General features: G+C 71.5%; 27 protein-coding genes. 10 read left to right on the forward strand and 17 right to left on the reverse strand.

What is annotated here, in order from left to right; translation table 11 throughout:
• Window positions 1-39 precede the first annotated feature (39 nt).
• Window positions 40-942 carry an ROK family protein gene (locus tag IOD16_RS36170; protein WP_123744912.1) on the forward strand — a complete coding sequence of 301 codons (903 nt, stop codon included), beginning with the start codon at window positions 40-42 and terminating at the stop codon, window positions 940-942.
• 16 nt (window positions 943-958) lie between these two features.
• On the opposite strand, the gene mctP is transcribed toward IOD16_RS36170, so the two are convergent.
• The 7 genes from mctP to IOD16_RS36205 form a co-directional block, all read right to left on the reverse strand.
• Window positions 959-2,593: a monocarboxylate uptake permease MctP gene (gene mctP, locus IOD16_RS36175; RefSeq protein ID WP_201437966.1), complete on the reverse strand. Its 1,635-nt coding sequence runs from the start codon at window positions 2,591-2,593 to the stop codon at window positions 959-961.
• The gene (locus tag IOD16_RS36180) at window positions 2,593-2,859 is read right to left on the reverse strand and encodes a DUF3311 domain-containing protein (RefSeq protein ID WP_123744910.1); all 267 of its coding nucleotides are present in this window, start codon (window positions 2,857-2,859) and stop codon (window positions 2,593-2,595) included. Before IOD16_RS36180 ends, mctP begins: the two co-directional genes overlap by 1 nt.
• A gap of 121 nt (window positions 2,860-2,980) precedes the next feature.
• Window positions 2,981-3,682: a GntR family transcriptional regulator gene (locus IOD16_RS36185; RefSeq protein WP_201437967.1), complete on the reverse strand. Its 702-nt coding sequence runs from the start codon at window positions 3,680-3,682 to the stop codon at window positions 2,981-2,983.
• 221 nt (window positions 3,683-3,903) lie between these two features.
• A complete protein-coding gene (locus IOD16_RS36190) occupies window positions 3,904-4,716 on the reverse strand; it encodes a hypothetical protein (RefSeq protein ID WP_201437968.1) in 813 nt (270 codons plus the stop codon).
• A 2-nt stretch (window positions 4,717-4,718) separates the two neighbouring features.
• Window positions 4,719-5,840: a hypothetical protein gene (locus IOD16_RS36195; RefSeq protein ID WP_201437969.1), complete on the reverse strand. Its 1,122-nt coding sequence runs from the start codon at window positions 5,838-5,840 to the stop codon at window positions 4,719-4,721.
• 16 nt (window positions 5,841-5,856) lie between these two features.
• Entirely contained in the window at window positions 5,857-6,177 is a 321-nt protein-coding gene (locus tag IOD16_RS36200) for a WXG100 family type VII secretion target (protein ID WP_201437970.1), read from the reverse strand.
• 7 nt (window positions 6,178-6,184) lie between these two features.
• On the reverse strand, window positions 6,185-6,865 hold the full coding sequence (locus IOD16_RS36205) for a YbaB/EbfC family nucleoid-associated protein (RefSeq protein WP_201437971.1): 681 nt from the start codon (window positions 6,863-6,865) through the stop codon (window positions 6,185-6,187).
• Between the two features lie 200 nt (window positions 6,866-7,065).
• Between IOD16_RS36205 and IOD16_RS36210 the strand changes: the two genes are divergently transcribed.
• A complete protein-coding gene (locus IOD16_RS36210; protein WP_201437972.1) occupies window positions 7,066-8,298 on the forward strand; it encodes a hypothetical protein in 1,233 nt (410 codons plus the stop codon).
• A gap of 5 nt (window positions 8,299-8,303) precedes the next feature.
• Window positions 8,304-9,134: a septum formation family protein gene (locus IOD16_RS36215; protein ID WP_201437973.1), complete on the forward strand. Its 831-nt coding sequence runs from the start codon at window positions 8,304-8,306 to the stop codon at window positions 9,132-9,134.
• A gap of 81 nt (window positions 9,135-9,215) precedes the next feature.
• On the opposite strand, the gene IOD16_RS36220 is transcribed toward IOD16_RS36215, so the two are convergent.
• The 4 genes from IOD16_RS36220 to IOD16_RS36235 all read right to left on the reverse strand — a co-directional run bounded on the left by IOD16_RS36220 (window position 9,216) and on the right by IOD16_RS36235 (window position 12,769).
• A complete protein-coding gene (locus IOD16_RS36220) occupies window positions 9,216-9,680 on the reverse strand; it encodes a hypothetical protein (RefSeq protein WP_201437974.1) in 465 nt (154 codons plus the stop codon).
• A gap of 115 nt (window positions 9,681-9,795) precedes the next feature.
• Window positions 9,796-11,610, reverse strand: coding sequence for a phosphoenolpyruvate carboxykinase (GTP) (locus tag IOD16_RS36225; protein ID WP_123744901.1), 1,815 nt, complete (start codon window positions 11,608-11,610; stop codon window positions 9,796-9,798).
• Window positions 11,611-12,003: 393 nt separating this feature from the next.
• Window positions 12,004-12,495: a GNAT family N-acetyltransferase gene (locus tag IOD16_RS36230; protein ID WP_201437975.1), complete on the reverse strand. Its 492-nt coding sequence runs from the start codon at window positions 12,493-12,495 to the stop codon at window positions 12,004-12,006.
• Between the two features lie 7 nt (window positions 12,496-12,502).
• On the reverse strand, window positions 12,503-12,769 hold the full coding sequence (locus tag IOD16_RS36235) for a hypothetical protein (protein WP_123744899.1): 267 nt from the start codon (window positions 12,767-12,769) through the stop codon (window positions 12,503-12,505).
• A gap of 101 nt (window positions 12,770-12,870) precedes the next feature.
• Here IOD16_RS36235 and IOD16_RS36240 point away from each other — a divergent pair, with 101 nt between their 5' ends.
• Complete coding sequence (locus IOD16_RS36240) at window positions 12,871-13,737, forward strand: helix-turn-helix domain-containing protein (protein ID WP_123744898.1); 867 nt, start codon at window positions 12,871-12,873, stop codon at window positions 13,735-13,737.
• Window positions 13,734-13,919, forward strand: a complete 186-nt coding sequence (locus IOD16_RS36245) for a DUF397 domain-containing protein (RefSeq protein ID WP_201437976.1) — start codon at window positions 13,734-13,736, stop codon at window positions 13,917-13,919. The genes IOD16_RS36240 and IOD16_RS36245 overlap by 4 nt, the downstream gene beginning before the upstream one ends.
• On the opposite strand, the gene IOD16_RS36250 is transcribed toward IOD16_RS36245, so the two are convergent.
• The 4 genes from IOD16_RS36250 to IOD16_RS36265 all read right to left on the reverse strand — a co-directional run bounded on the left by IOD16_RS36250 (window position 13,906) and on the right by IOD16_RS36265 (window position 18,459).
• The gene (locus tag IOD16_RS36250) at window positions 13,906-14,580 is read right to left on the reverse strand and encodes a hypothetical protein (RefSeq protein WP_123744896.1); all 675 of its coding nucleotides are present in this window, start codon (window positions 14,578-14,580) and stop codon (window positions 13,906-13,908) included. The two genes, IOD16_RS36245 and IOD16_RS36250, sit on opposite strands and share 14 nt — an antisense overlap.
• Window positions 14,581-14,726: 146 nt before the next feature.
• Entirely contained in the window at window positions 14,727-16,544 is a 1,818-nt protein-coding gene (locus IOD16_RS36255) for a dynamin family protein (protein WP_201437977.1), read from the reverse strand.
• Window positions 16,541-16,930 carry a nucleotide exchange factor GrpE gene (gene grpE / locus IOD16_RS36260; RefSeq protein WP_201437978.1) on the reverse strand — a complete coding sequence of 130 codons (390 nt, stop codon included), beginning with the start codon at window positions 16,928-16,930 and terminating at the stop codon, window positions 16,541-16,543. The genes IOD16_RS36255 and grpE overlap by 4 nt, the downstream gene beginning before the upstream one ends.
• The gene (locus IOD16_RS36265) at window positions 16,927-18,459 is read right to left on the reverse strand and encodes a dynamin family protein (protein ID WP_123744893.1); all 1,533 of its coding nucleotides are present in this window, start codon (window positions 18,457-18,459) and stop codon (window positions 16,927-16,929) included. The genes grpE and IOD16_RS36265 overlap by 4 nt, the downstream gene beginning before the upstream one ends.
• Before the next feature lie 86 nt (window positions 18,460-18,545).
• Between IOD16_RS36265 and IOD16_RS36270 the strand changes: the two genes are divergently transcribed.
• From IOD16_RS36270 to IOD16_RS36280, 3 genes are all read left to right on the forward strand, one after another.
• Window positions 18,546-19,034: a hypothetical protein gene (locus IOD16_RS36270; RefSeq protein ID WP_201437979.1), complete on the forward strand. Its 489-nt coding sequence runs from the start codon at window positions 18,546-18,548 to the stop codon at window positions 19,032-19,034.
• Between the two features lie 109 nt (window positions 19,035-19,143).
• Entirely contained in the window at window positions 19,144-20,307 is a 1,164-nt protein-coding gene (locus tag IOD16_RS36275; protein WP_123748241.1) for a sensor histidine kinase, read from the forward strand.
• A gap of 30 nt (window positions 20,308-20,337) precedes the next feature.
• Window positions 20,338-20,994: a response regulator gene (locus IOD16_RS36280; RefSeq protein WP_053714464.1), complete on the forward strand. Its 657-nt coding sequence runs from the start codon at window positions 20,338-20,340 to the stop codon at window positions 20,992-20,994.
• Between the two features lie 24 nt (window positions 20,995-21,018).
• Here IOD16_RS36280 and IOD16_RS36285 read toward each other — a convergent pair whose 3' ends face one another.
• Both IOD16_RS36285 and IOD16_RS36290 read right to left on the reverse strand, forming a co-directional pair.
• Window positions 21,019-21,930 (reverse strand): SDR family oxidoreductase, encoded by a 912-nt coding sequence (locus tag IOD16_RS36285; RefSeq protein WP_442978140.1) that lies wholly within the window; start codon window positions 21,928-21,930, stop codon window positions 21,019-21,021.
• A complete protein-coding gene (locus IOD16_RS36290) occupies window positions 21,930-22,502 on the reverse strand; it encodes a TetR/AcrR family transcriptional regulator (RefSeq protein ID WP_201437980.1) in 573 nt (190 codons plus the stop codon). Before IOD16_RS36290 ends, IOD16_RS36285 begins: the two co-directional genes overlap by 1 nt.
• 50 nt (window positions 22,503-22,552) lie before the next feature.
• Between IOD16_RS36290 and IOD16_RS36295 the strand changes: the two genes are divergently transcribed.
• Entirely contained in the window at window positions 22,553-23,347 is a 795-nt protein-coding gene (locus IOD16_RS36295; RefSeq protein WP_123744889.1) for an HAD family hydrolase, read from the forward strand.
• 358 nt (window positions 23,348-23,705) lie between these two features.
• Window positions 23,706-24,626, forward strand: a complete 921-nt coding sequence (locus IOD16_RS36300; RefSeq protein ID WP_201437981.1) for an ABC transporter ATP-binding protein — start codon at window positions 23,706-23,708, stop codon at window positions 24,624-24,626.
• Window positions 24,627-24,632 lie beyond the last annotated feature (6 nt).

Raw genomic sequence — 24,632 nt, forward strand, 5'->3', positions numbered from 1 at the left:
CCGGCCACCTCTTGGAATCAATCATCTAGGGTTGCGGCCGTGACGGATCTGGTGCTGGCGCTGGACGTCGGCGGCACGAAGGTCGCCGGGGCGTTGGTGGGCCGGGATGGCGCGGTGCGGCGGGCGGTTCGGGTGGGCACGCCCCTCGGGGACGCGGAGGAGACCTGGGGCGCGGTGGCGTCCGTGGTCGAGGAGGTCTTGCGCGGCGAGGGCGTGGCGGGGGTCGGCATCGCGTCGGCCGGGCCCGTGGACGCCGGCGAGGGCACGGTCAGCCCCATCAACGTGCCCGGGTGGCGTGGTTTCCCGCTGCGGGAGCGGGTGTCGGAGCTGGTGCCCGGGGTGCCGGTGGAGCTGGCCGGCGACGGGCCGTGCATGGCGCTCGGCGAGCACTGGCTCGGCGCGGGCCGGGACAGCCGGTTCATGCTCGGGCTGGTGGTGAGCACGGGTGTCGGCGGCGGGCTGGTGCTCGGCGGGCGGGCGTTCGGCGGGCGCACCGGGAACGCCGGGCACCTCGGGCACGTGGTGGTCGAGCCGGACGGCGAGCCGTGCGCGTGCGGTGGGCGCGGGTGCGCGGAGACGGTGGCCGGTGGGCCCCGGCTCGTGGCCTGGGCGCGTCGGCAGGGCTGGGCGGCGCCGGAAGGGGCGGACGCGGCGCACCTGGCGGCGGCGGCCGGGGCGGGCGAGGACATCCCGAAGGCCGCGTTCGAGCGGGCCGGGCGGGCGGTCGGGTTGGCGATCGCGGCGACGGCCGCCGTGGTCGACCTGGACCTCGCCGTGGTCGGCGGCGGCGTGGCGCAGGCGGGCGACCTGCTGTTCGACCCGATCCGCCGGACGGTCGCCGACCACTGCGGACTGTCCTACCTGGACGCGCTGCGCGTCGAGCCCGCCCGGCTCGGTGGCCGGGCGGGACTCGTCGGCGCCGCTCGGTTGGTGCTCGGCTAGCGGCGAGCCGGTGGGGCTAGTGGACGGCGACGGGCTTGACCCGGTCGCTGTCCTCGTCCACGTGGTAGTCGTCGGCCTGCGTCTCGTCGCTCCCGTTGAACCACCGGGCCTTCTTCGCGACCAGCGTCACGATGACCGCGACCAGCAGGTTCGCCACGACGGCGACCGCGCCGACGTAGATCTGCACGGCCGACCCGGCGAACGGGTGCCAGCCGAACAGGGACAGCTGGCCCAGCGGCAGCGCGGAGCCGGCGAAGTGCGACTTGCCGACGGCCGGGTTGCCGATGTTGTACAGCAGCCACATGCCCCAGCCCATGCCGACGACCCAGCCCGCGATGAGGCCCCACAGGTGGAACCACCGCGTGTAGAGCGCGATCGCCACGGCCGGCAGCGTCTGCAGGATCATCACGCCGCCGATGAGCTGGAGGTCGATGGAGAACTGCGGGTCGATGAACACGATGAACGCGACCGCGCCGAACTTCACCACCAGCGACGCCAGCTTGGCCTGCTTGGCCTCCTGGGCGGGCGTGGCGTCCTTCTTCAGGTACTCCTTGTAGATGTTGCGGGTCCACAGGTTCGCCGCCGCGATCGACATGATCGCCGCGGGCACCAGGGCGCCGATCGCGATGGCCGCGAAGGCCACGCCCGCGAACCAGCCCGGGAACTCCTGGCCGAACAGCACCGGGACGATCGTGTTGGTGTCCGGGCGGCCGGTGGCCTGGTTGGTGATGGGCTTCGCGCCCGCGCTGATGGCGACGAAGCCGAGCATCGCCAGCAGGCCGAGCAGCAGCGAGTACGCGGGCAGCGCGACCATGTTGCGCTTGATCACGTTGCGGCCGCGCGAGGCGAGGATGCCGGTCAGCGAGTGCGGGTACAGGAACAGCGCCAGCGCCGACCCCAGCGCCAGCGTGGCGTACTGGAGCTGGTTGTTGCCGGTGAGGAGGATCCCGTCGGCCTTGTTCTCGGTCGCGGCGTACTTCGCCTGCGCGGTGTCGAAGATCGCGCTCCAGCCGCCGAACTTCGACGGCAGGTAGATCACGGCCACCAGGATCACGATGTAGATCAGCGTGTCCTTGACGAACGCGATCAGCGCGGGCGCGCGCAGGCCGGACTGGTAGGTGTAGAGCGCCAGGATCACGAACGCGATGAACAGCGGCAGGTGGCCGAGGATGCCCGAGCCGTTGAGGCCCATCGTGCGCAGCACGGCCTCCAGGCCGACGAGCTGCAACGCGATGTACGGCATCGTCGCGACGATGCCGGTGACGGCGATGATCAGGGCGAGCCAGTGCGACCCGTACCGGCCGCGGACGAAGTCCGCCGGCGTCACGTAGCCGTGCACGCGGGACACCGACCACATGCGGACCAGCGGCAGGAACACGATCGGGTAGAGCACGATCGTGTAAGGCAGGGCGTAGAAGCCCAGCGCGCCGGCGCCGAAGACCAGGGCGGGCACGGCGACGAACGTGTACGCGGTGTAGAGGTCGCCGCCGACCAGGAACCAGGTGATCCAGGAGCCGAACTTGCGGCCGCCGAGGCCCCACTCGTCCAGGTGCTCGAGGGTGTCGCCCGCCTTCCACTTCGCCGCGAGGAAGCCCAGGACGGTGACCAGCAGGAACAGGGCGGTGAAGACCGCCAACTCGGTCCACTTCATTACTTGGCCCCCTCGTCCAGGTCATCGACGCCGAGCAGGTCGGGCTTGCCCTTGACGACGGGTTCGTCCTTGGTCTTCAGGTAGACGAGGCCCACGCAGACGACGCCCACCGGCACCCAGGCGAACTGGTACCAGTAGAAGAACGGCAGCCCCAGCACCCTCGGTCCGTCGGAGTTGAACCAGGGCGTGATGAGCATGAGCAACGGGATCAGCAGCAACAGGTTCCAGTTGCTCCAGCGGAGGCTGGATTTTCGAGCGGTCGGCATGTGCCCCTCCGTACGGCGGCCCGGTTACGCGGTGTCGCGCATGGTAGGTCGGAGGGGGGACAGTAGTCACCATGTCGGGTGGGTTACCGACGAATGACGTAGTTGGATCGTGACCAACTGGCTACCGCTCCGCGCGGAGGCCGGTGATCAAGTGCTGCTCAGCGCGGTCGAAGTAGGTCAGCAACGCTTCTTCGGCCTGCCGAACCTCGCCCGCGTCGAGCCGGTCCACGATCGACTGGTTCAACGTCAGGTAGTCCCGGTAGAACTCCTCGTGGTCGCCCATCACGTGGAACGCCAGCCGCAGCTCGGCGAGCAGCCGCTTCACCTCCTCGTCCAGCCGGGCGCTGCCGGCCAGCGCGGTGAGGGCCTGGTGGAACTTGACGTTCGCGGTGCCCACGCCGGTCCAGTCGTCGCGCTCGCGGCAGGCCAGGCCGAGGGCGACGGCGTCGCGGACGGCGCGCCTGGCGTCCTCGTCCACGTGCGGCCAGCGGCGGACCGCGCCGCACTCGATGACCCGGCGCGCGGCGTAGAGGTCCACGATGTCGGGCACGTCGGGGCGGCGGACGAACACGCCCTTGCTGTACTCGTGCACGAGCAGGCGTTCGTGGGTCAGCAGGCGGAACGCCTCGCGCAGCGTGTTGCGCGAGACCCGGAGGGCTTCGCCGAGGGCCTTCTCGTTGAGCTGCTGCCCGGGCTTGATGTCGCCGTCGAGCACGCTCGCGCGCAGCTTGTCCGCCACGCGCTCGGCGGTGCTGGAGCGGTCGAGGTCGCCGCGGTCCTTGGCGAGGGCGTTCAGCCAGCCATCCGCCTGAGCTGTGGTCATGGTGGACAAGTCTAGAGCCCGCCCGGTTCAAATGGAGTATTGAGGGATCGTTGAACAATCTCTACGTTGACTGACCGGTTCGGCTACCGGGACCTGCACGGCTCCGGCAGGCGGTTCGGCCTGCCGGTCCGGCACGAGGCGTTCGCGGACCGGGCGTCGGCCGACGCGGCGTGGCGCTGGGGCCGTTCCGGGCGGGGTGGACCGGCTCAGCGCCTGGGGGGTCAGCCCGCCGACGGCGGCCGGGCCGGCGCGACGCCCATCCGGTCGAGCAGGCCGAGGATCGCGTCGACCACGTCCAGGGTGTGGCCCGGACCGATCCGACCGGGCCGCGTGCCGAACACCAGTCCTGCCTCGAAGTGCAGGACGGAGGGCAGGCCGTGCGCCTGATCCAGCAGGTGCTCGGTGGTCTCGGGGTCGAGCAGGCGGGACACGGCGGCCGGGTCACCGGTGAACACGGCGAACTGGGCGTCGAAGGGACCGGGCGGGAACGCGACCCGGTGCCACTGGCCTCCCTCCGCCGCCACGGTGACCGGGACCTCGCGGACCAGTTCGCCGCCCTGGGCGGAGATGTCGTCCGCCCGCCGCGGACGACCCCAGGAGTTCGTGCCGCCGTGGTTGCGACGGCTGATCCTCATCGGCGCGAGTCGCGAGGTGGCCACCTCGATCCGGTGCTCGTGGTCCGTGCGGGTGCCGTTCTGGGCGACCTTCTTCACCGACGCCTCGCCCACCCGCACCGACCACTCGCCCCTGCGGAACTCCAGCGCGGTGTCGAAGCGCGGACGCGACACCGTGCCGAGGCGGTTGACCAGGCCGTCGGTCTCACCCCTCATCGGCGCCAGCAGGCCGGCCGACCAGGCCGCCGACTCGGCGGGATCGACCACCCTCCCCCCGAGCGTCCCGGCGAGCGCGGTCAGCGCATCGACGTGTGCGCGTTCTTCCTTGCGGTCGCTGCGCCACCGCCACCAGAACAGCAAGCCGATCAAGGCCGCCATGATGGCCAGGAGCGGGGAGAGTCGGATCCAGTACTCGTCCATGATCAGATGTCCAGGTACCCCTCGGTCCGCTCTTTCGACTGGTCCTCGCCGGTGCCGTCGTACCGGTTCGCCTTGTCGACCGCGCCGTAGTTGCGGATCGGCTTGTCGACACCGGCGTTCGCCTTCCCGCCGATGCCCAGCTGCGCCCGGGCCGCGTCGACGGCCGCGGTTCCCACGGACTTGCCGAACCCGTTCTGCACCCGGTCGCCGATCATGCCGTTGTTCGCCCACAGCTTCGTCAACGGCGACTTGTCACCGAGGTCCTTGCTGATGTTCGCGAAGTCGCTGTTGACCCGCTTGCCGGCCATGGAGCGCTGGAAGGCGGCCTTCACGTTCCCGGCGCGCTTGCTCAGGTTGCGCAGGAAGTCGAGGACCTTGGTCAGGAACTGCTTCAGCTTGGCCACGATCCGGGCCACCTTGCCGCCGGTGGTGGCGACCCGCACGCCCGTCGCGGCGCCCGCCGCCGCGGTCGACGCGCCGAAGCTGGGCACGGCCGCCGCCAGGGCGGGGATCCAGATCATGACCAGCCAGGTGATCAGCTCGGTGAGGATCGCCTTGATGAAGTCCTCGACGATCGTCATGATCATGCTGGAGATCTGGAGCGTCTGCGCGATCTCGCCAGCCTGACCCGCGACGCCGTCGATGCCGTTGGCGAACTCGCCCAGCTTCGTGCCGGCCGCCTCCGACGCGGGGCCGCCCCAGCTCGTCACCGAGTTCTTCAGGTCCTCGTCGAACTTCTCCCGCAGCTTGGCCACGCCCTGGCCGATGGCGTTGAAGTTCTCCGCCGCCTGGGCCAGCGCGGGGCCGTCGCCGCTGACGAAGTGGATCGCGTCCTCCAGCGGCTGGACCACGCTGATCAGGAAGTTCAGCCCCTGCCCGACCAGCCAGCCGATCGGGTCGACCGCGATGCTGTACGCGGACGTGCCGATCGCGCCGATCAACCCGGTCGCTTCGGAGGTCAGTCCCAGGACCTCGGACTCCCCCTTCTCGCTGACCTTGCCCCAGGCGTCCTTGGTCTTGAGGTAGTTGCCGTAGAAGGGGGCGGCTTCCGCCATCTTCTGGCCGGTGTCCTTCTCGCCGACGGTGATCTCGACGCCGCCGGCGCCGGTCTTCACTTCAGCCATTCCGGTTCCCCCGCCCCTACTGGTTGTCGAGCTCGACCTGGAGGCCGTTCAGCAACTGCTTCACGGCTTCTTCCTGGGCGTCGTAGTCCTGCGCCGCGCCGTTGAACTTGTCCGCGCCCGACTGCAAGCCGTCTTGAAGCGCCGTGAACACGTCGTTGAGGTCGCCGAGCATGTCCGTGTACCGGCTCTTCACGAACAGGCCGACCACGCCCCACGACTTGTCGCCCACGTCGGCCTTGGCCACGAGGCCCGCGATCTCCGAGGCGGTGCCGCGGTGGCCGTCGAGCTTGCCGGCGAACGCCCGCAGCTCCTCGGGGTTCACGTCGAAGCCGCTCATCGCGCGCTCACCGGTCCTCGTCGTCGTAGAGGTTCAGGAAACGGCCGTCGCCCTGGGCGGGGCCGGGGCGCGGGGGCGGCGGCGACTGGTCGTCGTCGCGCAGGAACCGGCGCTGCGAGAAGTCGTCCGGCTCCTCGGGCGGCGCCTGCCTGCGCGGCGGGGCCGGGCGGGTGGGCGGGCCGGGCGGCGGCACCCGGTTCGGGGCCGGGCCCGCCGTCGGTGGCGGTGGCGGTGGCGCGGCGTAGGGCGGTGCGGCGGGCAACGGGGGTGGCGGCGGGGCGGCCTGCTCGGTCATGGCCTTCAGCTCCTGCGGCGTGACGCCGAACAGCTGGGCCTGGGTCTCCAGCACCTGGTCGGTGAGGTGCAGGTCGTCGCCGAGCGCGTGCTCCACGATGCCCGCCTGGCGACGTGCGGCCTCGGCGACGGCCTGGCGCAGCGTGGCCATGATCGCGCCGGCCAGCGCGTGCGGCGGTCGGCGCATGGCGGCGTCGCCCAACCGGATGTCCTTGATCGCGCCGGAGGGACCGGCCACGACGGTCACGGCGCGGTCGGGCGAGGTCGCCACCACCTCCATCGCGGCCAGCTCCTGCTGCATCCGACCGATGCCGGCGACCTGCTGGTCGACCCGGCGCAGCTTGGACTGGAACTGCTCGAACTGGGCGACGAGCTGGTCGAACTCGGCCGACACGACAAGACCTCCGGGAACTTTCGAGCGCCGCGGCACGAGCGGCGCCGGTGAGCGGGCCTCATAGTGGCAAGTGGACGGGCCGCTTTGTGCCCGAACGGGTGAAAAGACGCCCCGGCCGGCCCCTCCGGACGTTCGGCGGGTTCCTCGCCCCCGCCGTGGCTGGGCAGCATCTTCGGGTGATCAGACGACTCCGCGCAGTGATGGCACTCACACTCGGTCTGTCCCTCCTGACCCTCCCGGCCGTGGCGCACGCCCAGCCCGCGCCGTGCTTCGACCCGAACGCGCCCCTCACCGTCGAGGAGCAGCGGTTGGGCGACCGGCTCACGCCCACCGGCCCGGCCGTGGGGCCCGAGCTGGTGCGGCTGGCCGGCTTCGAGGACGACGTCAGCCGGTTCACCACCCGGTTGTGCGAGCCGATGTCCCTGTCCCAGGCGCTGTACCACGCGGCCGGCCGCGGGACGGAGCTGTGGCAGGCGGCGGTGCGGCGGGCGCAGTCGCCGCAGACCTGGGACGCCTACGACGACCGGCCGCTGTACTGGGCCCGGCTGCTCGCGACGAAGGCGCTGCGGCAGTGGCAGCCGCGGGGCTGGCAGCTCGACGCCGCCGGCCGGGCTCGGCTCGTCGACGTGTTCGACCGCACGTCCCGGGGTGTGGAGGAGGTGCGGTTCGCGGACGGCGTCCGGCGGATCGCGGTCACCGGGTTCGACCCGTTCCAGCTCAGCGGCACGTCCGTGCGCCGCAGCAACCCGGCGGGCGCGTCGGCGCTGCGGCTGGACGGGAAGGTCGTCGACACGCCGTCCGGGCCCGCGGTGGTGCAGGCCGCCGTGCTGCCGGTGCTGTGGGGCTCGTTCGACCAGGGGATCGTCGAGCGGTTCTACGGCAGCGCGTTGCGCTCGACCCCCGACGCCCTGGTCACGGTCAGCCAGGGCAGGCCGGGGCAGTTCGACGTGGAGCGCTGGGCCGGGCGGTGGCGCGGCGGGTTCCCGGACAACAACGACGTGCCGGCGACGGGTGTCGTGCCGGACGCGGCCGGGTGGCCCCAGCCCGCGGTCGAGTTCATCGAGACGACGTTGCCGCACCAGCGCATGGTCGACGCCGGCACCACGCCGTTCCCCGTGCGCTACAATCGCGAGTTCTGCGAGTGGCCGCTGGGCACGGTCCCCGGCACGGGCACGCCCAGCTGCCGCACGGACGAGCCGACGCCCGGCGCGGCGGCGGCGGCCGGCAGCGGCGGCGACTACCTGTCCAACGAGTCGATGTACCGGGCCAACCGGCTGCGGCTGGGGCTGTCGGCCACCACGACCGCGGGCGGCCACCTGCACACGCCCGTGCTCGGCCAGCCCGCCGACCCGGCCGCGCTGACCGACGCGGCGTTCGAACACGACCGCCGGGCGATCGTCGACCAGGTGGTGGCGCTGGTGTCAGTAATCTGACCCGTGTGAAGGGCTGGCGGGCGGCGGTCGTGGCACTGGTCGCGCTGTCGCTCGCCGCCTGCACGGCCCGGGTGCCGGGCGTGCCGGACGCCGAGGTCGTCCGGCCCTCCCTCACCCCGACCGCCGACCAGCTGCCCCAGGCCGGCCAGTGCACGGGCGCCGGCCTGGACGTGGTCGACTGCACGGCCGAGCACGAGGCCGAGGTGACCGGCGTCGGCGTCCTGGAGGGCCTGGGCGCGGCCTACCCGAACGACCGCGACCTGCGGCGGGCCGCCCTGCCCGCGTGCCGGGCCGCCCTCACCGAGTACCTCGGCAGCCCCGACCACGACGCCACCCGGTTGCAGGCCCACGCGTTGTGGCCGAGCCGGGACGGCTGGGCGAAGGGCGACCGCTGGCGCGTGTGCACGGTGGTGGAGCTCGAGCCCGACGGTTCCCGGGCGCGGCGCAAGACCAGCGCCAAGGACCTCCTCAAGGCGGCCGGGTTCGGCACGGTGCAGCTGTGCGCGACCGCGTCACCGGGTGAGGCCAAGGACGCCGGGATCACCGCCTGCGACCAACCGCACAAGGCCGAGGCCGTACCGGGCGTGCTCGCGCTGGGTGATCACCGGGACCCGACGCCGTCTCTCGACCAAGTGAACGCCAAGGCGGCCGAGCACTGCGCGAAGGCGGTGACGAACTACGTCGGCGCGGCGCGCGAGGACGTCTTCGCGTCGTGGCGGGCGTTCGGCAGCCAGGCGTGGTCCGAGGGCTACACGACGGCGATCTGCTACGCCGAGGCGACGCGCCCGTTCACCGGCCGGCTGTGGGGCCTGGGCACCACCGCGCTGCCCGGCTGAGCCCGGTCGGGGGCCGGTTGTCCCCAGCTGTCCCCACCGACCCACAGGCTGTGCACAGTTCCATCCACAACCTGTGGACAACTAGCGCCGGCGCCAGGCGGACACCACGAGCAGCACGCCGACCAGGACCGGTCCACCGCTGTCGAACACCGGCCTGAGCACCGGCAAGAACGGGAGGGTACCCACTTCGTACACCACCGAACCCACCACTGCGGCGAGCCCGGCGGCGAGGGGCGCGGCTGGGGACAGCTTCCCCAGCGACACCAGACCCACCAGCAGTCCCGCGAGTCCCAACGCCACCAGCCCGCGCAGCCGGACCTCGTCGAACTGGTCCAGCGCGTAGCCCCACGCGACCGCCCCGAGCCCGGCGGCGACCACCCCGAGGAGGAAGCCGGTCACGTGCCACCACGCCGACACCCGCGGGCGCGCCCGCCCCGCCGGCCGTCCGACCGGGTGATACCGCACGACCCCCGGAGCGGGCCCCGCCTCCGCCGCCGGCGGGCGGTCGTAGTGCAGTCCGCCGAGGAAATCGTCCTGCTGGGTCACTCTTCCTTGGTACCTCCGGCCGAGCGGGAAATCACCCGGAGCAACCAAAAAGAGACCCGGTGGACGCCGTTGGCCACCGGGTCTCCCGCCATGGGGGTCTTGGGTTCGTCGATGCTCAGCCGAGGCGGAGCTTCAGGGCCTCCAGCTCGTCGCGCAGCGAGGTCGGCACCTTCTCGCCGATCTTGGCGAACCACTCCTCGATCATCGGGATCTCGGCGCGCCACTCGTCGGCGTCGAAGTCCAGCGCGGCCTCGATGTCCTCGCGCGGCGCGTCCAGGCCGTCCAGGTCCAGCTCGGCGGCGGTCGGGACGTGGCCGATCGGCGTCTCCACCGCGGCGGCCTTGCCCTCGATGCGCTCGACGGCCCACTTCAGCACCCGCGAGTTCTCGCCGAACCCGGGCCACAGGAACCGCTTGTCCTCGCCCCGGCGGAACCAGTTCACGTAGAAGATCTTCGGCAGCTTGTCCGCGTCGGCCGACTTGCCGGTGTCGATCCAGTGCTGGAAGTAGTCACCGGCGTGGTAGCCGATGAACGGCAGCATCGCCATCGGGTCGCGCCGCACGACACCGGTCTTGCCGACGGCCGCGGCGGTCGTCTCGCTGGACAGGGTGGCGCCCATGAACACGCCGTGCTGCCAGTCGCGCGACTCGGTGATCAGCGGGATCGTGGTGGCGCGGCGACCGCCGAAGAAGATCGCCGAGATCGGCACGCCCTTCGGGTCCTCCCACTCGGGAGCCTTGATGTCGCACTGGGCGATCGGCGTGCAGTAGCGGGAGTTCGGGTGCGACGACAGCTCCTCGCCGCCGGGCGTCCAGTCCTGCTTCTTCCACGAGGTCAGGTGCGCGGGCGGCTGCTCGCTCATGCCCTCCCACCACACGTCGCCGTCGTCGGTCAGCGCGACGTTGGTGAACAGCGAGTTCCCCTTCTCGATGGTGCGCATCGCGTTGGGGTTGGTGTGGTAGTCGGTGCCGGGCGCGACGCCGAAGAAGCCGTTCTCCGGGTTGACCGCGTACAGCCGGCCGTCCTCGCCGAACCGCATCCACGCGATGTCGTCGCCCAGCGTCTCGACCTTCCAGCCGGGGATGGTGGGCTCCAGCATGGCGAGGTTGGTCTTGCCGCAGGCGCTGGGGAACGCCGCCGCGATGTAGTAGGCCTTCTGCTCGGGCGAGGTGAGCTTGAGGATCAGCATGTGCTCGGCCAGCCAGCCCTCGTCGCGCGCCATCACCGAGGCGATGCGCAGCGAGTAGCACTTCTTGCCCAGCAGCGCGTTGCCGCCGTAACCCGAGCCGAACGACCAGATCATCCGCTCTTCGGGGAACTGCGTGATGTACTTCGTCTCGTTGCAGGGCCACGGCACGTCGTCCTGGCCCGGCTCCAGCGGCGCGCCGATCGAGTGCAGCGCCTGGACGAAGTCGGCGTCCTCACCGAATCGGGTGAGCGCCTTCGTGCCCATGCGGGTCATGATGTGCATCGAGACGACCACGTACTCGGAGTCCGTGATCTCCACGCCCAGCATCGGCTTCTCGGCGTCGAGCGGGCCCATGCAGAACGGGATCACGTACATCGTCCGGCCGCGCATGCTCCCGCGGTACAGGTCGGTCATCACCGACTTCATCTCGGCGGGATCCATCCAGTTGTTCGTGGGGCCCGCGTCCCGCGGGTCCACCGAACAGATGAACGTGCGCTCCTCGACCCGCGCCACATCGGTGGGATCGGACGCCGCCCAGAACGAGTTGGGTTTCTTCTTCAGCGGAACGAAGGTCCCCGCGTCCACGAGCTTGGCGGTGAGCCGGTTCCACTCGTCCTGGGAGCCGTCGGCCCACACCACTTCATCGGGGCAGGTCAGCTCGGCGACCTCGCGGACCCAGGACACCAGGCGCGCGTGGTTGGTCGGTGCGTGGTCGAGACCGGGAATGGTCACTGCCGTCATCTCGTCTCGTCTCCTAGCTGAGCGCCAGCCCACGGTGGACGCCGTTGTCCTGGTGGGACGTCCTCTGCGAATGGCTCCGCCCGCCCGGTGGAGGGCGTGCCGTTTAAGGGATAGACGGAGGTTAGCCGGGTTAATCCCGGGTAACGCACATCAGACCTGTCGGCTGGCTCACAAAACCGATTCTGGAATCGATTCAGCACCCGATCACCACAAATCGGCCTGTGACCTGCGCTTTAGTCGGCGGAATGCAAGGGCGGCCCGGTGCGTCGATCACCACACCACCGGGTGACAGACCGGTGAACCGTGAGAGCGCTCTCATGTTCACGTGGAGGAATTCCAGTGACGAATTGACCGAATTACTCGACCGTTCCAGAAGGCTGTTCTACGGCGCTTTCAGTTGCCCTGCAAGGGATTTGGCCCGTCCAGCCGGCGGTAGTGCTGGACCTGGGGGAACGCGGTGAAGCCGGCGCGTTCGTAGGTGCGGCGGGCGGGCGCGTGGCCGGGGTCGCCGCCCGTGTTGACGACGGCCGGCGTGACGCCCGCTTCGCGCAGGCGCTCGACGGCGAAGGAGGTGAGGGCGGAGCCGATGCCCTGCCGCTGGTGGTCGGGGTCGACGGCCGGCATGTGGATCTCGCCGTCCCCCACCCGGACCGCGACGAAACCCACGGCCCGGTCCAGTCGGTCGGCCACCCACACGGCTGTCGCGTCGTCCCGGCAGACGTCCTCGACGGCTCGGGCCTGGCTCGACTCCCAGTCCGGGAACAGCGCGGTGTAGATCGCAACGCCCAGTGCGGCCCGGAACGAGTCGAACACCGGAGCCCACGCGCGCAGCGAGAGCTCCACGACCGCGCCGATGTCGTCGGCCGTCAGCGGGCGGATGACCACGCGGCCATCATCGCGACAAGCGCACGACCCCCGCACCTGGTTTATCGGCGGTCAGGTCCGCCTCGGCACGGGCGATGGCCGCGTCGAACGCCGCCCGGAAGTCCGCGATCGAGGTGTCCTCGAGCTGGAAGCAGAACTTGTCGTCCGGGCCCAGCAGCTCCAGCACCCCGTTGTTGACGTTGATCGTGCACACGGCCGCTTCGCCCCGGTCGGTCTGGCACCGGAGCAGCCACTCCCGCCGCTCACGATCCTTGCGGATCACCCTCTGCGCCACGCTTCTCCTCCTAGCTGGTTGTATGTCCTCGGACACGCCGAGTAACCCCTATAGATTAGGGTTTCGATAGCCCGTTAGCGATAACCCGATGGAGTGGACACATGGCGCTGGCGCGGCAGACCATCGAGCGCCTTCAACTCGGGCTCGCCCTCACCCGGCTGCGCACCCAGGCGAAGAAGTCCCAGGGTGAAGCCGGCGCGGTGATCGGCCGCACGCCCGGCCGGATCAGCCAGGTCGAGAACGGCAAGGGCGGGCTCGGCGTCGACGAGTTGACCAAGCTCCTCGACTTCTACGGCGCTCACGGCCGGGAGCGCGAGACCATCCTGGCGCTCGGCGCGGCAGCCCGGCGGCGGGCACCTCGGCGCGGATACGTCGACAACCTGCCGGAACCCTTCCAACGCTTGGCGGAGTTGCAGGCCGCCGCCACCAGGGTCCGCTGGTACGAGTGCGGAGTGATCCCCGGCCTGGTCCAGTCGAAGGACTACGTCCGGGCGCTCATGGCGCTGTCCAACTCGATCTACTGGTCGGACTCGGAGTCGGAGACCGCCGAGCGCACCGCCTTCCGGCTCGACCACCAGCGCCGGGTGTTCGAAACCGGGGCCGCCAAGCGGATCGAGATCGTCTTCACCGAGGACTCGCTGGACAACGTGATCGGCGACGGGTCGGTGATGCGCGGCCAGGTGCTGCACCTGCTCCAGTTGCTGGAGAGCTACCCCGCACTCGACATCGGCGTGGTGCCGGCGGGCACGCCGGACAACCCGGCGCTGGGCGGCGGTCTGGTGGTGCTGGACTTCGCCCACTCCACCCCGGTCGGCTTCGCGACCAGCCTCCACGGTCCCGCGCCCTACTACGATCAACCCGAAGACGTCGAACCGATGCGGCGGATCTTCGCCCGGGTCAAGGAACTGGCGCTGAGCCGGGCGGACACCCGGGCGCTGCTGATCGGGCGGATCAAGGAGGGCACGTGACCGCGCGCGACACGGGGTGGACCAAGAGCAGCCGCAGCTCCGGCGGTAGCAATGCCTGTGTCGAGGTGCGGTTCGGCGAAGCGACCGTGGGCGTCCGGGACTCGAAGAACGCCGACGGGCCGCGACTGGTGTTCGCGGCCCGCGGGTGGCAGGCGTTCCTGGCGCGGGTCAGTTCGGGCTGATCCACTGGCCGGTGACGGAGTCGATGCGGACCACGCCCGACACCGTGACCTTCTGCTCGGACCAGGCCTCGTCGCTGTCCGGCGTGTACTTGCCGTCCTCGCCGATGCGGCCGTGCTCGACCTCGGTCCACTCGTCGTCACCGGTGTGCCGGGAGACCGTGACCTCGCCGTCCTGGGTGATCTCGGTGGCCAGGTCGGCGTTGCCGTCGCCGTCGGCGTCGGTGAAGAGCCAGGTGTCGCCGTCCTCGTCCTTCACCACCGCGGTGTCGGCGCGGCCGTCGCCGTCGGTGTCCTCGGTGGCCGGCCCGACGTTCTGGTCGGCGCCGCCCTCCATGTCGACCACGATGGCCTTGCCGGCGTTCGTGTTGGTCTGCTCGGTCCGGTCGTCCGACGGGTCGACGGCCACCCACTCGCCGGAGTCCTCGTCGAACTCGGCCTGGGAGGTGAGCTCGCCGTCCGAGTCGAACGTGCTCATCAGGTCGGCGTCGCCGTCACCGTCGGTGTCGCTGAACGCGAGGTGGCCGCCGTCGTCGGTCTCCACGACCGCGCTCTCCTCGATCCCGTCCTGGTCGAGGTCGAAGGTCGCCTCGGCGGTGTACTCCTCGTCGCCGACCGTGACCTTCAGCTCGCCGTCGGCCGCGCCTGTCTCGTCGATGTACACCGTGTCCCACCCTCCTGCGTGCTGTACCGGTTGGACTCACGTTATGCCTGTTCGGTTCCACTGCGGAAGCGTCGGCGCCCGCTCTCGGCACCCGAACCGGAATGACCTGGGGTGATGTGCGGAAGTGGCGTTCTGATCACGCAGAGTCAGGTGCGGTCGCGGACGGCTCGGATGCGGGCCAGCAGCTCGTCCACCTTCGTGCGGCCGGCGGTCAGCTCGGCCAGGCGGCGCGTGACGGCTTGGAGCGCCTTGGTGCGTTCGCCCGCTTCCATGCGCAGCGCCTTGTCGACCTCGCGCAGCTCCGCCTCGATCGCGTCGACCCGCTTGCCCAGCGCGTCGTCCAACGCCAGCGACAACTGCTGCTCGGCCTCGATCAACTGCTCGGCCACCAGCTGGTCCACGGTGGACCGGGCGTCCGCGATGGCGTCCGACAGCCACTGCTTGAGGTGCTGCTTGTCGGCCGAGTGCTTCCTGGTCCGGGCCATCCACCAGCCCGCGCCCAGCCCCAGCGCGATGGTCACCGGCAGCACGATCGGGTTCAGCGCCGCCACCCCGAGCCCGGCCAGCGGCAACGCGGCCAGCCGGCCCGCGCCCAACCCGCCGGACACGCCCATGAACACCAGCAGCTTGTCCTCCGCCGTGGGCGCGCGCTTCTCCGGTGGCCGCAGCACGACCGGCGGTGTCACGCCGCGCGCGAACTGGCCCCGGATCACGGCCAGCTCCTCGGGCGAGAACAGGTCCGCCAACGCCGAGTCGGCGACCCGGGACAGCCGCACGCCCAACCCGGCGCTGATCCGCCCCGACACCACCTGCAACGCCGTGTCGACCTCGTGCGGCAGCGCCGCCAGCCGCTCGCGGTCGGCCGAGTCGATGGCCGTGCGGAACCACGTCTGCACGTCCCTCATCTGGCGGCTCACCTCGTGCGCGCCCTCCACCCGCGCCCGCTGCACCTCGCCGCGCAGCCGCACCTGCCAGCTGCGCGTCGACGAACGGCGCTGGGAGTTCAGCTCGTCGCGCCGCCCGCGCAGCGTCTCCGCCTCCTCCTCGCCCGACGACAGGGCGCGCTTGTCCGCCTCGTTGCGCGCGATCAGCTCGTCCAGCACGGTGGCCAGCGCGCGCAGCCCGTTGGCCTCGCCGAGCATCGCCGCCCGGCCGACCACCAGCTCCTGCAACGCCTCCTGCAACGCGCCGATCCCGGACCGGTCGCGCAGCATCGCCGCCGCGTCCGGGTTCGGCGTCTTGGCCGCCAGCTCGAACATCCGCGAGGACACCGGGTGGAACGTCGCGCCGCGGAACCTCGGCGCGTGCTCGGCCAGCAGCGCCTGGTCGGCCTCCAGCACCTGCCGCCAACCCCGGTACTGGTCGACCTTCGCCAGCGCGAAGACCACGGTCTCGACGCGTTCGCCGACCGTGCGGAGGAAGTCCAGCTCACCGCGCGTGAACGGGGCCGAGGCGTCGACCACGAACAGCAGCGCGGTCGCGGTCGCGGCGGCTTCGGCGGCCAGCTCGCCGTGCACCGAGTCGAGGCCGCCGACACCCGGGGTGTCCACCACGGACAGGCGTTCCAGCAGCGGGATCGGGGCCTCGACCTCGACGTACCGGGGCGGCAGCATCCCCTCGGGCAGCTCGTGCGCCGCCGACACCCAGTTCACGATCTCGGACCGCTCGAACGGCACCGGCGACATCGACCCGGCGTAGCAGGCGCGGGCCGACCACTCCTGCCCGTGCCGGAACACCAGGTAGGTCGCGGTGGCCACCTCGGCGTCCACCGGTGACAGGTTCGGCGTCGCCAGCATGGCGTTGACCAGCGAGCTCTTGCCCCGGTTGGTCTCACCGACGACCACGACGGACGCCGGACCGGCCCGGCGGGTCTCCACGAACGACGCGGCCGACGGGTCGAGCGAGCGGACCAGGGCGGTCAGCTTCTCCCTGGTCTGCCGGACGACCTGCGGCAGGGTGCTCATCGGGCGGTGTAGACGGTGACGACGGGCGCGCGCAGCGTCCGGCCGCGATCGGCGAAGCCCACCACCTCGGTCTCGGCGACCACGCCGTCCAGCGACGCGTCCGGCGTCGGCACGGTGCCGCCCGCCTCGTGCCGCGACGGGTCGAACCGCTCGCCGTCGGGCCGCAGCGCGGTCACGCCGATCGCCGCCAAACCCTCTTCGAGCCGTTCCACCACCCCGGCGCTGCGGGCGCGGTCCAGCGCGTACAGGCACAGCTGGACCAGGGCGCGCCGTTCGGCCAGCGCCTGGTCGAGCAGCTCGTCGGCGATGGTCTTCTCCAGCGTCGCTCCCGGGTGCGTCTCCACAGCGTCATCCGACGCCGTGCCGCCCTGTTCCGTTCCGCTCATCGCCGTCCCCGCAGTTGTTGCCAGATCAGGAAATACGCCCGGTGCACCACGTGCGCCACCCGGCTCTGCGCGGGCGTGGCGCCGAACGACGCGAAGGAACGCCACCAGCCCGCCCGCTCCAGGGCGTAGGCCAGCAGCTCCTGCGGGGGTCTGCCGCGCAGGCCGAGCTGCTCGGCGAGGTCCGGCGAGCTGCCGAACCGCAGCACCTCCTCCACCAGGTCGCCGGGCATCGCCACGGCGCCGGACGCGACCAGCGTCAACGCCTCCAGCAGCCGCAGCTGGTGCGCCTCGGGCTTCGCCAGCAGCACCTCGATCGCGTCGTGCACGCGCTGCCGCTCGTTCGGGTCGCCGGAGGCGGCGGCCAGCGACGTCACCGACGCCAGCGCGGCGGCGGCCTTGATCCCGTCGGCCCGGGACCGGAACACCGCGTTGAGCTTGGCCCGCACGCCGTCCAGCCCGGAGGCGTCGAGCAGCTTGCGGCGCAGCGCGCCCGCGGTGATGCCCGGTTCGGCGTCCACGGCTTCCAGCGCCTTGCGGATGCCGTAGAGGTCCAGCTTCTCCAGCAGCCGGGTGCGGGTGCCGACCGGCACGTCGCACTCCCAGCCAACGAACAGGTCGGCCGAGATCAGCATGGTCTCGCGGGTCGCGTCGTCCAGCTCGGCCAGCTTGCGCAGCGCGTCCGCGTCGGCCGAGGTGAAGCCGCCCGTCTCGGTGGACTCGGCGACCAGGCCGATCACCGGCAGCACGTCCGCGACGCGCGGCTTGAGGGTCAGCGCCTGCCGCTCGGCGAGCAGCACCGCCGCTTGCCACGTGTCGCCGCCCGAGCCCGCCACGGTCTCGGCGGCGATCGTGTCGGCCTTGTTCAGCACCGCGATCGCGTTGACCGGCCCGGCCTCGCGGCCGGCGGTCGCGGCGGTGAACGCGGCGAGCGCCTGCTGGTCGTCCGCCCGCACGCCCTGCGTGACCACGTACAGCACCGCCTCGGCGCCGGCGACCGCGTTGCGCGACACCGCGTCCAGGCCGTCGGCCTCGGCCACCGCGCCGAGCAGCGCCTCGGTGCGCGCCACCGACGCCGCGTCGAGCGAGCCCAGGCCGGGGGTGTCGATCACGGTCAGGTCCCGCAGCACGGCGTTGGTGAGGTAGGCCTCGATGTGCGAGACCCGCTCGACGTCGACACCCAGGTCCGGCGGGATCGAGCCGTTCGCCTCGAACGGCAGCACCTGCTTGCGGCCGTCGGTGAACACCACCTCGATCCGGTCCACCGTGCCGTACTGGAAGCGGGTGACCAGCCGGGTGCACTCGCCGACGTCCGTGGGCGCGACGCGGCGGCCGATCAACGCGTTGACCAAGGTCGACTTGCCGGACTTGATCCGACCCGCGACGGCCACCTGCAACGGCGCGGACAACCGCCGCAGCACCTCGCCCAGCCCGGCCGCGGTCGCCGGCGAGACCTGCGGGCGCAGGCCGGCGCAGAGGTTCGCGACCGCCGCCGAGAGCGGACCGGCGAGCTGCTTGGCCTGCGTCGTCACGCCCGAGATCGTGCCACGTACGGGTGGCGCGCGGTTTGCGAACGCGGCGACGGGGGTATTTCCGCGACCGACGAGGGAGGTCACGCATGGAACAGGGATATGCGGTGTTCCTGCTGCTCGGCGTGGTGCTGGTGCTGATCGACGGCCAGCTCATCTACCGCAGCGGGAGGGGGTACATGAGCCGGGCCTACGGCGACCCGGAAGCAGCCAGGTCCATGACCCGCCTGGCGACCGTGCTGTTCCACCTCGTGGTGCTCGGGCTGCTGGCCATGGTGTCGATCATCACCATCCAGACCGGCGATCCGGTCAAGGACGTCGTGGTGAAGCTCGGCGTCATGCTCCTGGTCCTGGCCCTGGTGCACGCGGTGACCATGATGATCCTCGGCCGCATCCGCGACCGGCAGCTCCAGCAGCAGCTGGCCGACGAGATGTCCGAGGAGCACCGCCAGTACGAGCAGCAGCGGTCGGTGCCGCCGCAGACGCGCGTCGAGCCGGTGCGCGGCGCGCCCGCGCCGCGCGTGCCGGACGCCGTCGACGGCAAGATCGACCCGACGCAGATCAAGACCACCAGGTAGCCCGCGCCGGTTCATCCGCCTGTGGGATTAGGGCGGGTCAACCCGTGGCGCGACGCGCGGCGCCGCGACCCCTACCTAACCTGGTCACGTGCGGCGGCTGAGCCTGTGGATGCGAGCGCACCCGGTCTTCGGGGATTCCCTGATGGCCGGGTTGCTGCTCGTGTTCGACCTGGGCGTGCTCGGCGCGAACCAGTCCACCGTGCCGGGCTCCACGCTGCTGTTCGTCGGCGCGATGCTGATCGTGCCGGTGGTCTTCCGCCGCAAGCACCCGCTCGGCTCGTCCTACGTGATCCTGTTCGGCGGGGCGCTGCAACTGCTCACCCACGGCGACCTGGCCACCGGCATGCCGGTCCGGCTGGCGGACTTCTCGCTGGCCATCGCGCTGTACACGATGGTCGCCTACGTCGGCAGGCGGCAGGGCCTGCTGTACGCGATCTGGCTGGCCGTCGGCACGTTCGTGTGGGCCCTGTGGCCCATGAGCGCGGGCGTCGAGGCCGCGTTCATGGTGTTCGTGATCGCGGCCGTGTTCGGGTTCAGCTGGGCGATGGGCGAGTTCGTCGGCGCCCGCCGCGCCTACAACCGGGAGCTGGAGCAGCGGCTGAAGCTGCTGGAGACCGAACGCGACCAGCAGGCGCGGATCGCGGTCGGCGAGGAGCGGTCCCGGATCGCGCGCGAGCTGCACGACGTGGTCGCGCACGCGGTGAGCGTGATGGTGGTGCAGGCCGACGGCGCGAGCTACGCGATCAAGTCCGACCCCGACCTGGCCGAGGCCGCCGTGCGGACCATCGCCGACACCGGGCGGCAGGCGTTGACCGAGCTGCGGCGGCTGCTGGGCGTGCTGCGGTCGGAGGACCAGTCCGGCACGCAGTGGGTGCCCCAGCCCGACGCGGGCGACCTGCACGAGCTGGCCGAGAACTGCCGGGCCGCCGGGCTGCCCGTCCGGCTGGAGACGCTGGGCGACCTCTCCGCGCTGCCCGCGGGCCTGGGGCTCGGTATCTACCGGATCGTGCAGGAAGCGCTGACGAACACGTTGAAGCACGCGGGCGCGGGAGCCTCGGCCACCGTCCGCGTCACCCAGGCAGGTGATCAGGTGGAGGTGGAGGTGGCCGACGACGGGTTCGGCACGCCGCACGACCTGGTCGCGGTATCCGGCGGCAACGGCCTGATCGGCATGCGCGAGCGCGCCGGCGTGCTCGGCGGCGCGCTGGAAGCGGGACCCAACCCCGGCGGCGGGTGGCGGGTCCGGGCCGTGCTGCCGTTGGTCCCGTCGTAGGGTGCCGGTCTGGCTGGGAAAGGTGACTTCGTGATCCGGGTACTGCTCGTGGACGACCAGGAGCTCATGCGCATGGGCTTCCGGATGGTGCTCGGCGCGCAAGAGGACGTCGACGTGGTCGGTGAGGCGGCCAACGGGCTCGACGCCGTGCAGCTGGCCGAACGGCTGCGGCCGGACGTGGTGCTGATGGACGTGCGCATGCCCGTGCTCGACGGGGTCGAGGCGACCAAGCGGATCGCCGAGGCGGGCACCGCGAAGGTGCTCGTGATGACCACGTTCGACCTGGACGAGTACGCGCTGTCGGCGTTGCGCAACGGCGCGTCCGGCTTCCTGCTGAAGGACACGCCGCCGGGCGACCTGGTGTCGGCGTTGCGCGCGGTGGCCAGCGGCGACGCGGTCGTGTCGCCCTCGGTGACCAAGCGGCTGCTGAGCCGGTTCCTCGGCGAGGGCGGCGGCGAGCTGCGGGACGCGGCCGTGCTGGAGGCGTTGACCGAGCGGGAGCGCGAGGTGCTGGTGCTGATCGCCAAGGGGCTGTCGAACACCGAGATCGCGCGGAAGCTGTTCCTGTCGGAGGCCACGGTGAAGACGCACGTGGGGCGCATCCTGGCGAAGCTGGAGCTGCGCGACCGCGTGCAGGCCGTGGTGCTGGCGTACGAGACGGGGCTCGTCCGGCCGGGCGACGTGTGACCGGCCGGACGAGCCCCGCGCGGGTCACCGGTACTTCGACACGTCCGCCGTCGTCGGGTCGACGCCCGCCTTGAAGACCTCCTCGAACCAGCGGCCCCAGTCCGGCCGCGAGCCGTCCACGTCGGTGAAGCCGTACTCCCGCATGAGGGTCCACGAGGCGAGCGCCTTGCCGGTGAACCGCCGGCGGTCCGGGTCGGCGGCCAGCGCCGCCACGCCGCGGCCCACGTAGCGGGGCGTCTCCGACATCGCGTAGTGCGGTTCCCGGGCGATGGCGTCGCGCCAGTTCTCCTCGGTCACGCCGAAGTGCTCCAGCATCTGCTCCGACCGCAGGAACCCCGGCGTGACGGCGACCGACGTGCCGCCGAACGCCTCCAGCTCCTTCGCCATGACCGTGCCGATCCGCCGGATGCCGACCTTCACCGAGTCGTAGGCCAGCGACTGGCTGTAGAACTCGTCGCTGTCGCCGTCGGTCATCTCGACCAGCAGCCCGCCCGGCTCGCGGATCAGCAGCGGCAGCAGGCGGTGCAGGGTGACGAAGTGCGCCTCCATGCTGTTGCGCCACATCCGCAGCTGCCGGTCCAGGTCCTGCTCCCAGAACACCTTGAACTCGGTGTCCGCCTCGCCGCCCCACACGTCGTCCACCAGGACGTCCAGCCGACCGTCCCCTTCGGACTCGACGCGGGCCCGGAACGCGTCCACGTCCGCCGGCACGGTGAAGTCGCACCGCACCGGGATGCCGCGCCCGCCCGCCGCCGTGACGAGCTCCGCCGTCTCCTCGATCGTCTCGTCCCGGCCGATCGGCGACTTGTGCCCGCGCGTCGACCGCCCGCCGACGAACACCGTCGCGCCCGCCGCGCCCAGCTCGACCGCGATGGCGCGCCCCGCGCCCCGCGTCGCGCCCGTGACCGCCGCGACCTTGCCCTCCAACGCCGACATCATCTCCCCTTCCACGCGTCCAGCACCGCGTCCACGTCCTCCGCCAGCCGGTCGGCCAGCTCGCCGCGCGGTCGGACGGACCAGTCCATCGACACGCCGTAGAGCAACCCGGTGAGCACCCGCGCCGCGCGTTCCGGCGGCGGGCCGTGCGGCAGGTCCACCGGGCGGGTGAGCTCCACCACGGTCCGCTCGGTCGCCGCGTACAGCTCGGCGAGCAGCGCCCGCAGCTCCGGGTCGATCAGGTCGACACCGAGCTGGGCCAGGTGGTTCTGCGCCGCGGCCGGGTCCGTCATGCCCTCGAACCAGGTCAGCAACGCCGCCCGCAGCCCTTCGGCCGGGTCCGCCGCGGCGGCCGCCGCGGCGTGCATCCGCCGGACGTTCCCGTCCATGGTCTGCCTGGTCAGGGCTTGGAGCAGGCCGCTCTTCGAGCCGAACCGGCCGGCCACCGTGCCCACCGAGACGCCCGCCCGCTCGGCGACGTCGGCGACGGTGAACCCCGGCCCCTTGCGGCCGATCACCTCCGCCGCCGCGGCCAGCAGCCGTTCGTCCGTGATCGTCTTCGGTCGTGCCACGGGATTATTGAACCATGGTTCATTAATGCTCGCCCAGTAGGGTGACACCAGTGACCTGGAGACCACGCCTCATCGCCCTGGACATCGACGGCACGATCACCCCCGTGGGTCGCGAGGACATCGCGCCGGCCGTGCGCGCGGCCATCGGCCGGGCCGTGGACGACGGCGCGCACGTCGTCCTCTCCACCGGCCGCAGCCTCATCGGCACCCGGCCGATCATCGACGACCTGGGCCTGCGCGGCACCACCGCGATCTGCTCCAACGGCGCGGTGTGGTGGGACACGACCACCCGCGAGGTGATCCGCAAGGTCGAGTTCGACCCCGGGCCGTCGGTCGAGCACCTGCGCGGCCTGCTGCCCGACGCGGTGTTCGCGGTCGAGCTGACCGGGGTCGGCAACCTGGCGTTCGGCCGGTTCGCGGACGGCGACCTGTGGGGCGAGGTGCGCCAGGTGCCGTACGAGGAGCTGGTGGCCACCACGACGTCCCGGCTGGTCATGCGCTGGGTCGGCCGCACGCCGGAGGAGCTGGCGCTGCGGATGCTCGACGTCGAGCTGCCGGGCGTGACGGCGTCGTGCGACCACAACGAGGCGTGGCTGACGTTGTCGCCTCCCGGCGTGACCAAGGGCGCGGCGCTGGAGGACCTGCGTGCCGCGCTCGGCGTGTCCGAGCGGGACACGCTGGCCATCGGCGACGGGTCCAACGACGTCGAGATGCTGCGGTGGGCCGCGCACGGCGTCGCGATGGGCCAGGCGCCGGTCGCCGTGCAGGAGGTGGCCGACGCGGTCACCGGCACGATCTTCGACGACGGCGCGGCGGCCGTGCTGGACCGCTACTTCGCGGCCTAGCCGGGCCGTCCCACCGCCCGGCGTCGCGGTCCGCCGCGGTCCGCCGCGGTCCGAGCGTTCAACTCGGGTGTCCTGAACGTAGGACTCACGCGTTCCGAACGTAGGACACGCGCGTTCTGGAGGTAGGACACGCGCGGATGCCCGCTTCGGTCCCGGCCGCGGCCGTCCCATCCCTGAGAACGACCCGGTGAACGCCTAGGGGACAACTCAGGGTGAACACGGATTACTACAACCGAGGTAGCGACCACGATAAGACTGAAGTCGCACCGACGAGTCAACTACAGACCGATGTGCGAGACCCGGTGGACCGGGCAGGGTTCTGCCTAGTCCGGGGGATGTGTCGTCCAGGGGAGAAATCATGATCGAGGCTGTCGGCCTCACCAAGCGCTACGGGAAGACGGTGGCGGTGGACAACCTGTCCTTCACCGTCGAGCCCGGTCGGGTCACCGGGTTCCTCGGCCCGAACGGCGCGGGCAAGTCCACCACCATGCGCATGATCCTCGGCCTCGACCGGCCGAGCGCGGGCCAGGTGCTCATCGGCGGCAAGCCGTACGCGCAGCTCGACCGCCCGCTGCGGACCGTCGGCGCGCTGCTCGACGCCAAGTGGGTGCACCCGAACCGCTCCGCGCGGGCGCACCTGCAGTGGTTGGCCAAGTCGAACGGCCTGCCCGACCGCCGGGTGGACGAGGTGCTGGACATGGTCGGCCTGACCAAGGTCGCCAAGCGCCGCGCCGGCGGGTTCTCCCTCGGCATGTCCCAGCGGCTCGGCATCGCGGGCGCCCTGCTGGGTGACCCGAAGGTGTTGCTGTTCGACGAGCCGGTCAACGGCCTCGACCCCGAGGGCATCCTCTGGATCCGCCAGTTCATGCAGGGGCTGGCCGCCGAGGGCCGCACCGTGCTGGTGTCGAGCCACCTGCTCTCGGAGATGGCGCTGACCGCCCAGGACCTCGTGGTCATCGGGCGCGGCAAGCTCATCTCGCAGTCCAGCACCACCGAGTTCGTGGAGCGGTCGACCGAGAACACCGTCCGGGTGCGCAGCCCGCACGCGGACAAGCTGGGCGCGATGCTCATCGACAAGGGCTTCACCGTCCGTGAGGACGCCGACGGCTCGCTCACCGTGTCGGGTGTGCTCAGTGACGAGATCGGTGACATCGCGGCGGCCAGCGGCGTGGTGCTGCACGAGCTGAGCCCGCAGCGCGGTTCGCTCGAACAGGCATTCATGCAGCTCACCGGCGATTCTGTCGAGTACCACGCCGAACTCGCCGAGACGGGGAAGTGACCACCG

Origin of the sequence: Saccharothrix sp. 6-C, assembly GCF_016695385.1 — a bacterium.
Lineage (GTDB): Bacteria > Actinomycetota > Actinomycetes > Mycobacteriales > Pseudonocardiaceae > Actinosynnema > Actinosynnema texasense.

Excerpts from the sequence above, each read along its gene's own strand:
- mctP (WP_201437966.1), bottom strand. The coding sequence starts at position 2,593 with ATGAAGTGGACCGAGTTGGCGGTCTTCACCGCCCTGTTCCTGCTGGTC.
- IOD16_RS36180 (WP_123744910.1), bottom strand. The coding sequence starts at position 2,859 with ATGCCGACCGCTCGAAAATCCAGCCTCCGCTGGAGCAACTGGAACCTG.
- IOD16_RS36185 (WP_201437967.1), bottom strand. The coding sequence starts at position 3,682 with ATGACCACAGCTCAGGCGGATGGCTGGCTGAACGCCCTCGCCAAGGAC.
- IOD16_RS36190 (WP_201437968.1), bottom strand. The coding sequence starts at position 4,716 with ATGGACGAGTACTGGATCCGACTCTCCCCGCTCCTGGCCATCATGGCG.
- IOD16_RS36195 (WP_201437969.1), bottom strand. The coding sequence starts at position 5,840 with ATGGCTGAAGTGAAGACCGGCGCCGGCGGCGTCGAGATCACCGTCGGC.
- IOD16_RS36200 (WP_201437970.1), bottom strand. The coding sequence starts at position 6,177 with ATGAGCGGCTTCGACGTGAACCCCGAGGAGCTGCGGGCGTTCGCCGGC.
- IOD16_RS36210 (WP_201437972.1), top strand. The coding sequence starts at position 7,066 with ATGGCACTCACACTCGGTCTGTCCCTCCTGACCCTCCCGGCCGTGGCG.
- IOD16_RS36225 (WP_123744901.1), bottom strand. The coding sequence starts at position 11,610 with ATGACGGCAGTGACCATTCCCGGTCTCGACCACGCACCGACCAACCAC.
- IOD16_RS36240 (WP_123744898.1), top strand. The coding sequence starts at position 12,871 with ATGGCGCTGGCGCGGCAGACCATCGAGCGCCTTCAACTCGGGCTCGCC.
- IOD16_RS36255 (WP_201437977.1), bottom strand. The coding sequence starts at position 16,544 with ATGAGCACCCTGCCGCAGGTCGTCCGGCAGACCAGGGAGAAGCTGACC.
- grpE (WP_201437978.1), bottom strand. The coding sequence starts at position 16,930 with ATGAGCGGAACGGAACAGGGCGGCACGGCGTCGGATGACGCTGTGGAG.
- IOD16_RS36270 (WP_201437979.1), top strand. The coding sequence starts at position 18,546 with ATGGAACAGGGATATGCGGTGTTCCTGCTGCTCGGCGTGGTGCTGGTG.
- IOD16_RS36275 (WP_123748241.1), top strand. The coding sequence starts at position 19,144 with ATGCGAGCGCACCCGGTCTTCGGGGATTCCCTGATGGCCGGGTTGCTG.
- IOD16_RS36285 (WP_442978140.1), bottom strand. The coding sequence starts at position 21,930 with ATGTCGGCGTTGGAGGGCAAGGTCGCGGCGGTCACGGGCGCGACGCGG.
- IOD16_RS36300 (WP_201437981.1), top strand. The coding sequence starts at position 23,706 with ATGATCGAGGCTGTCGGCCTCACCAAGCGCTACGGGAAGACGGTGGCG.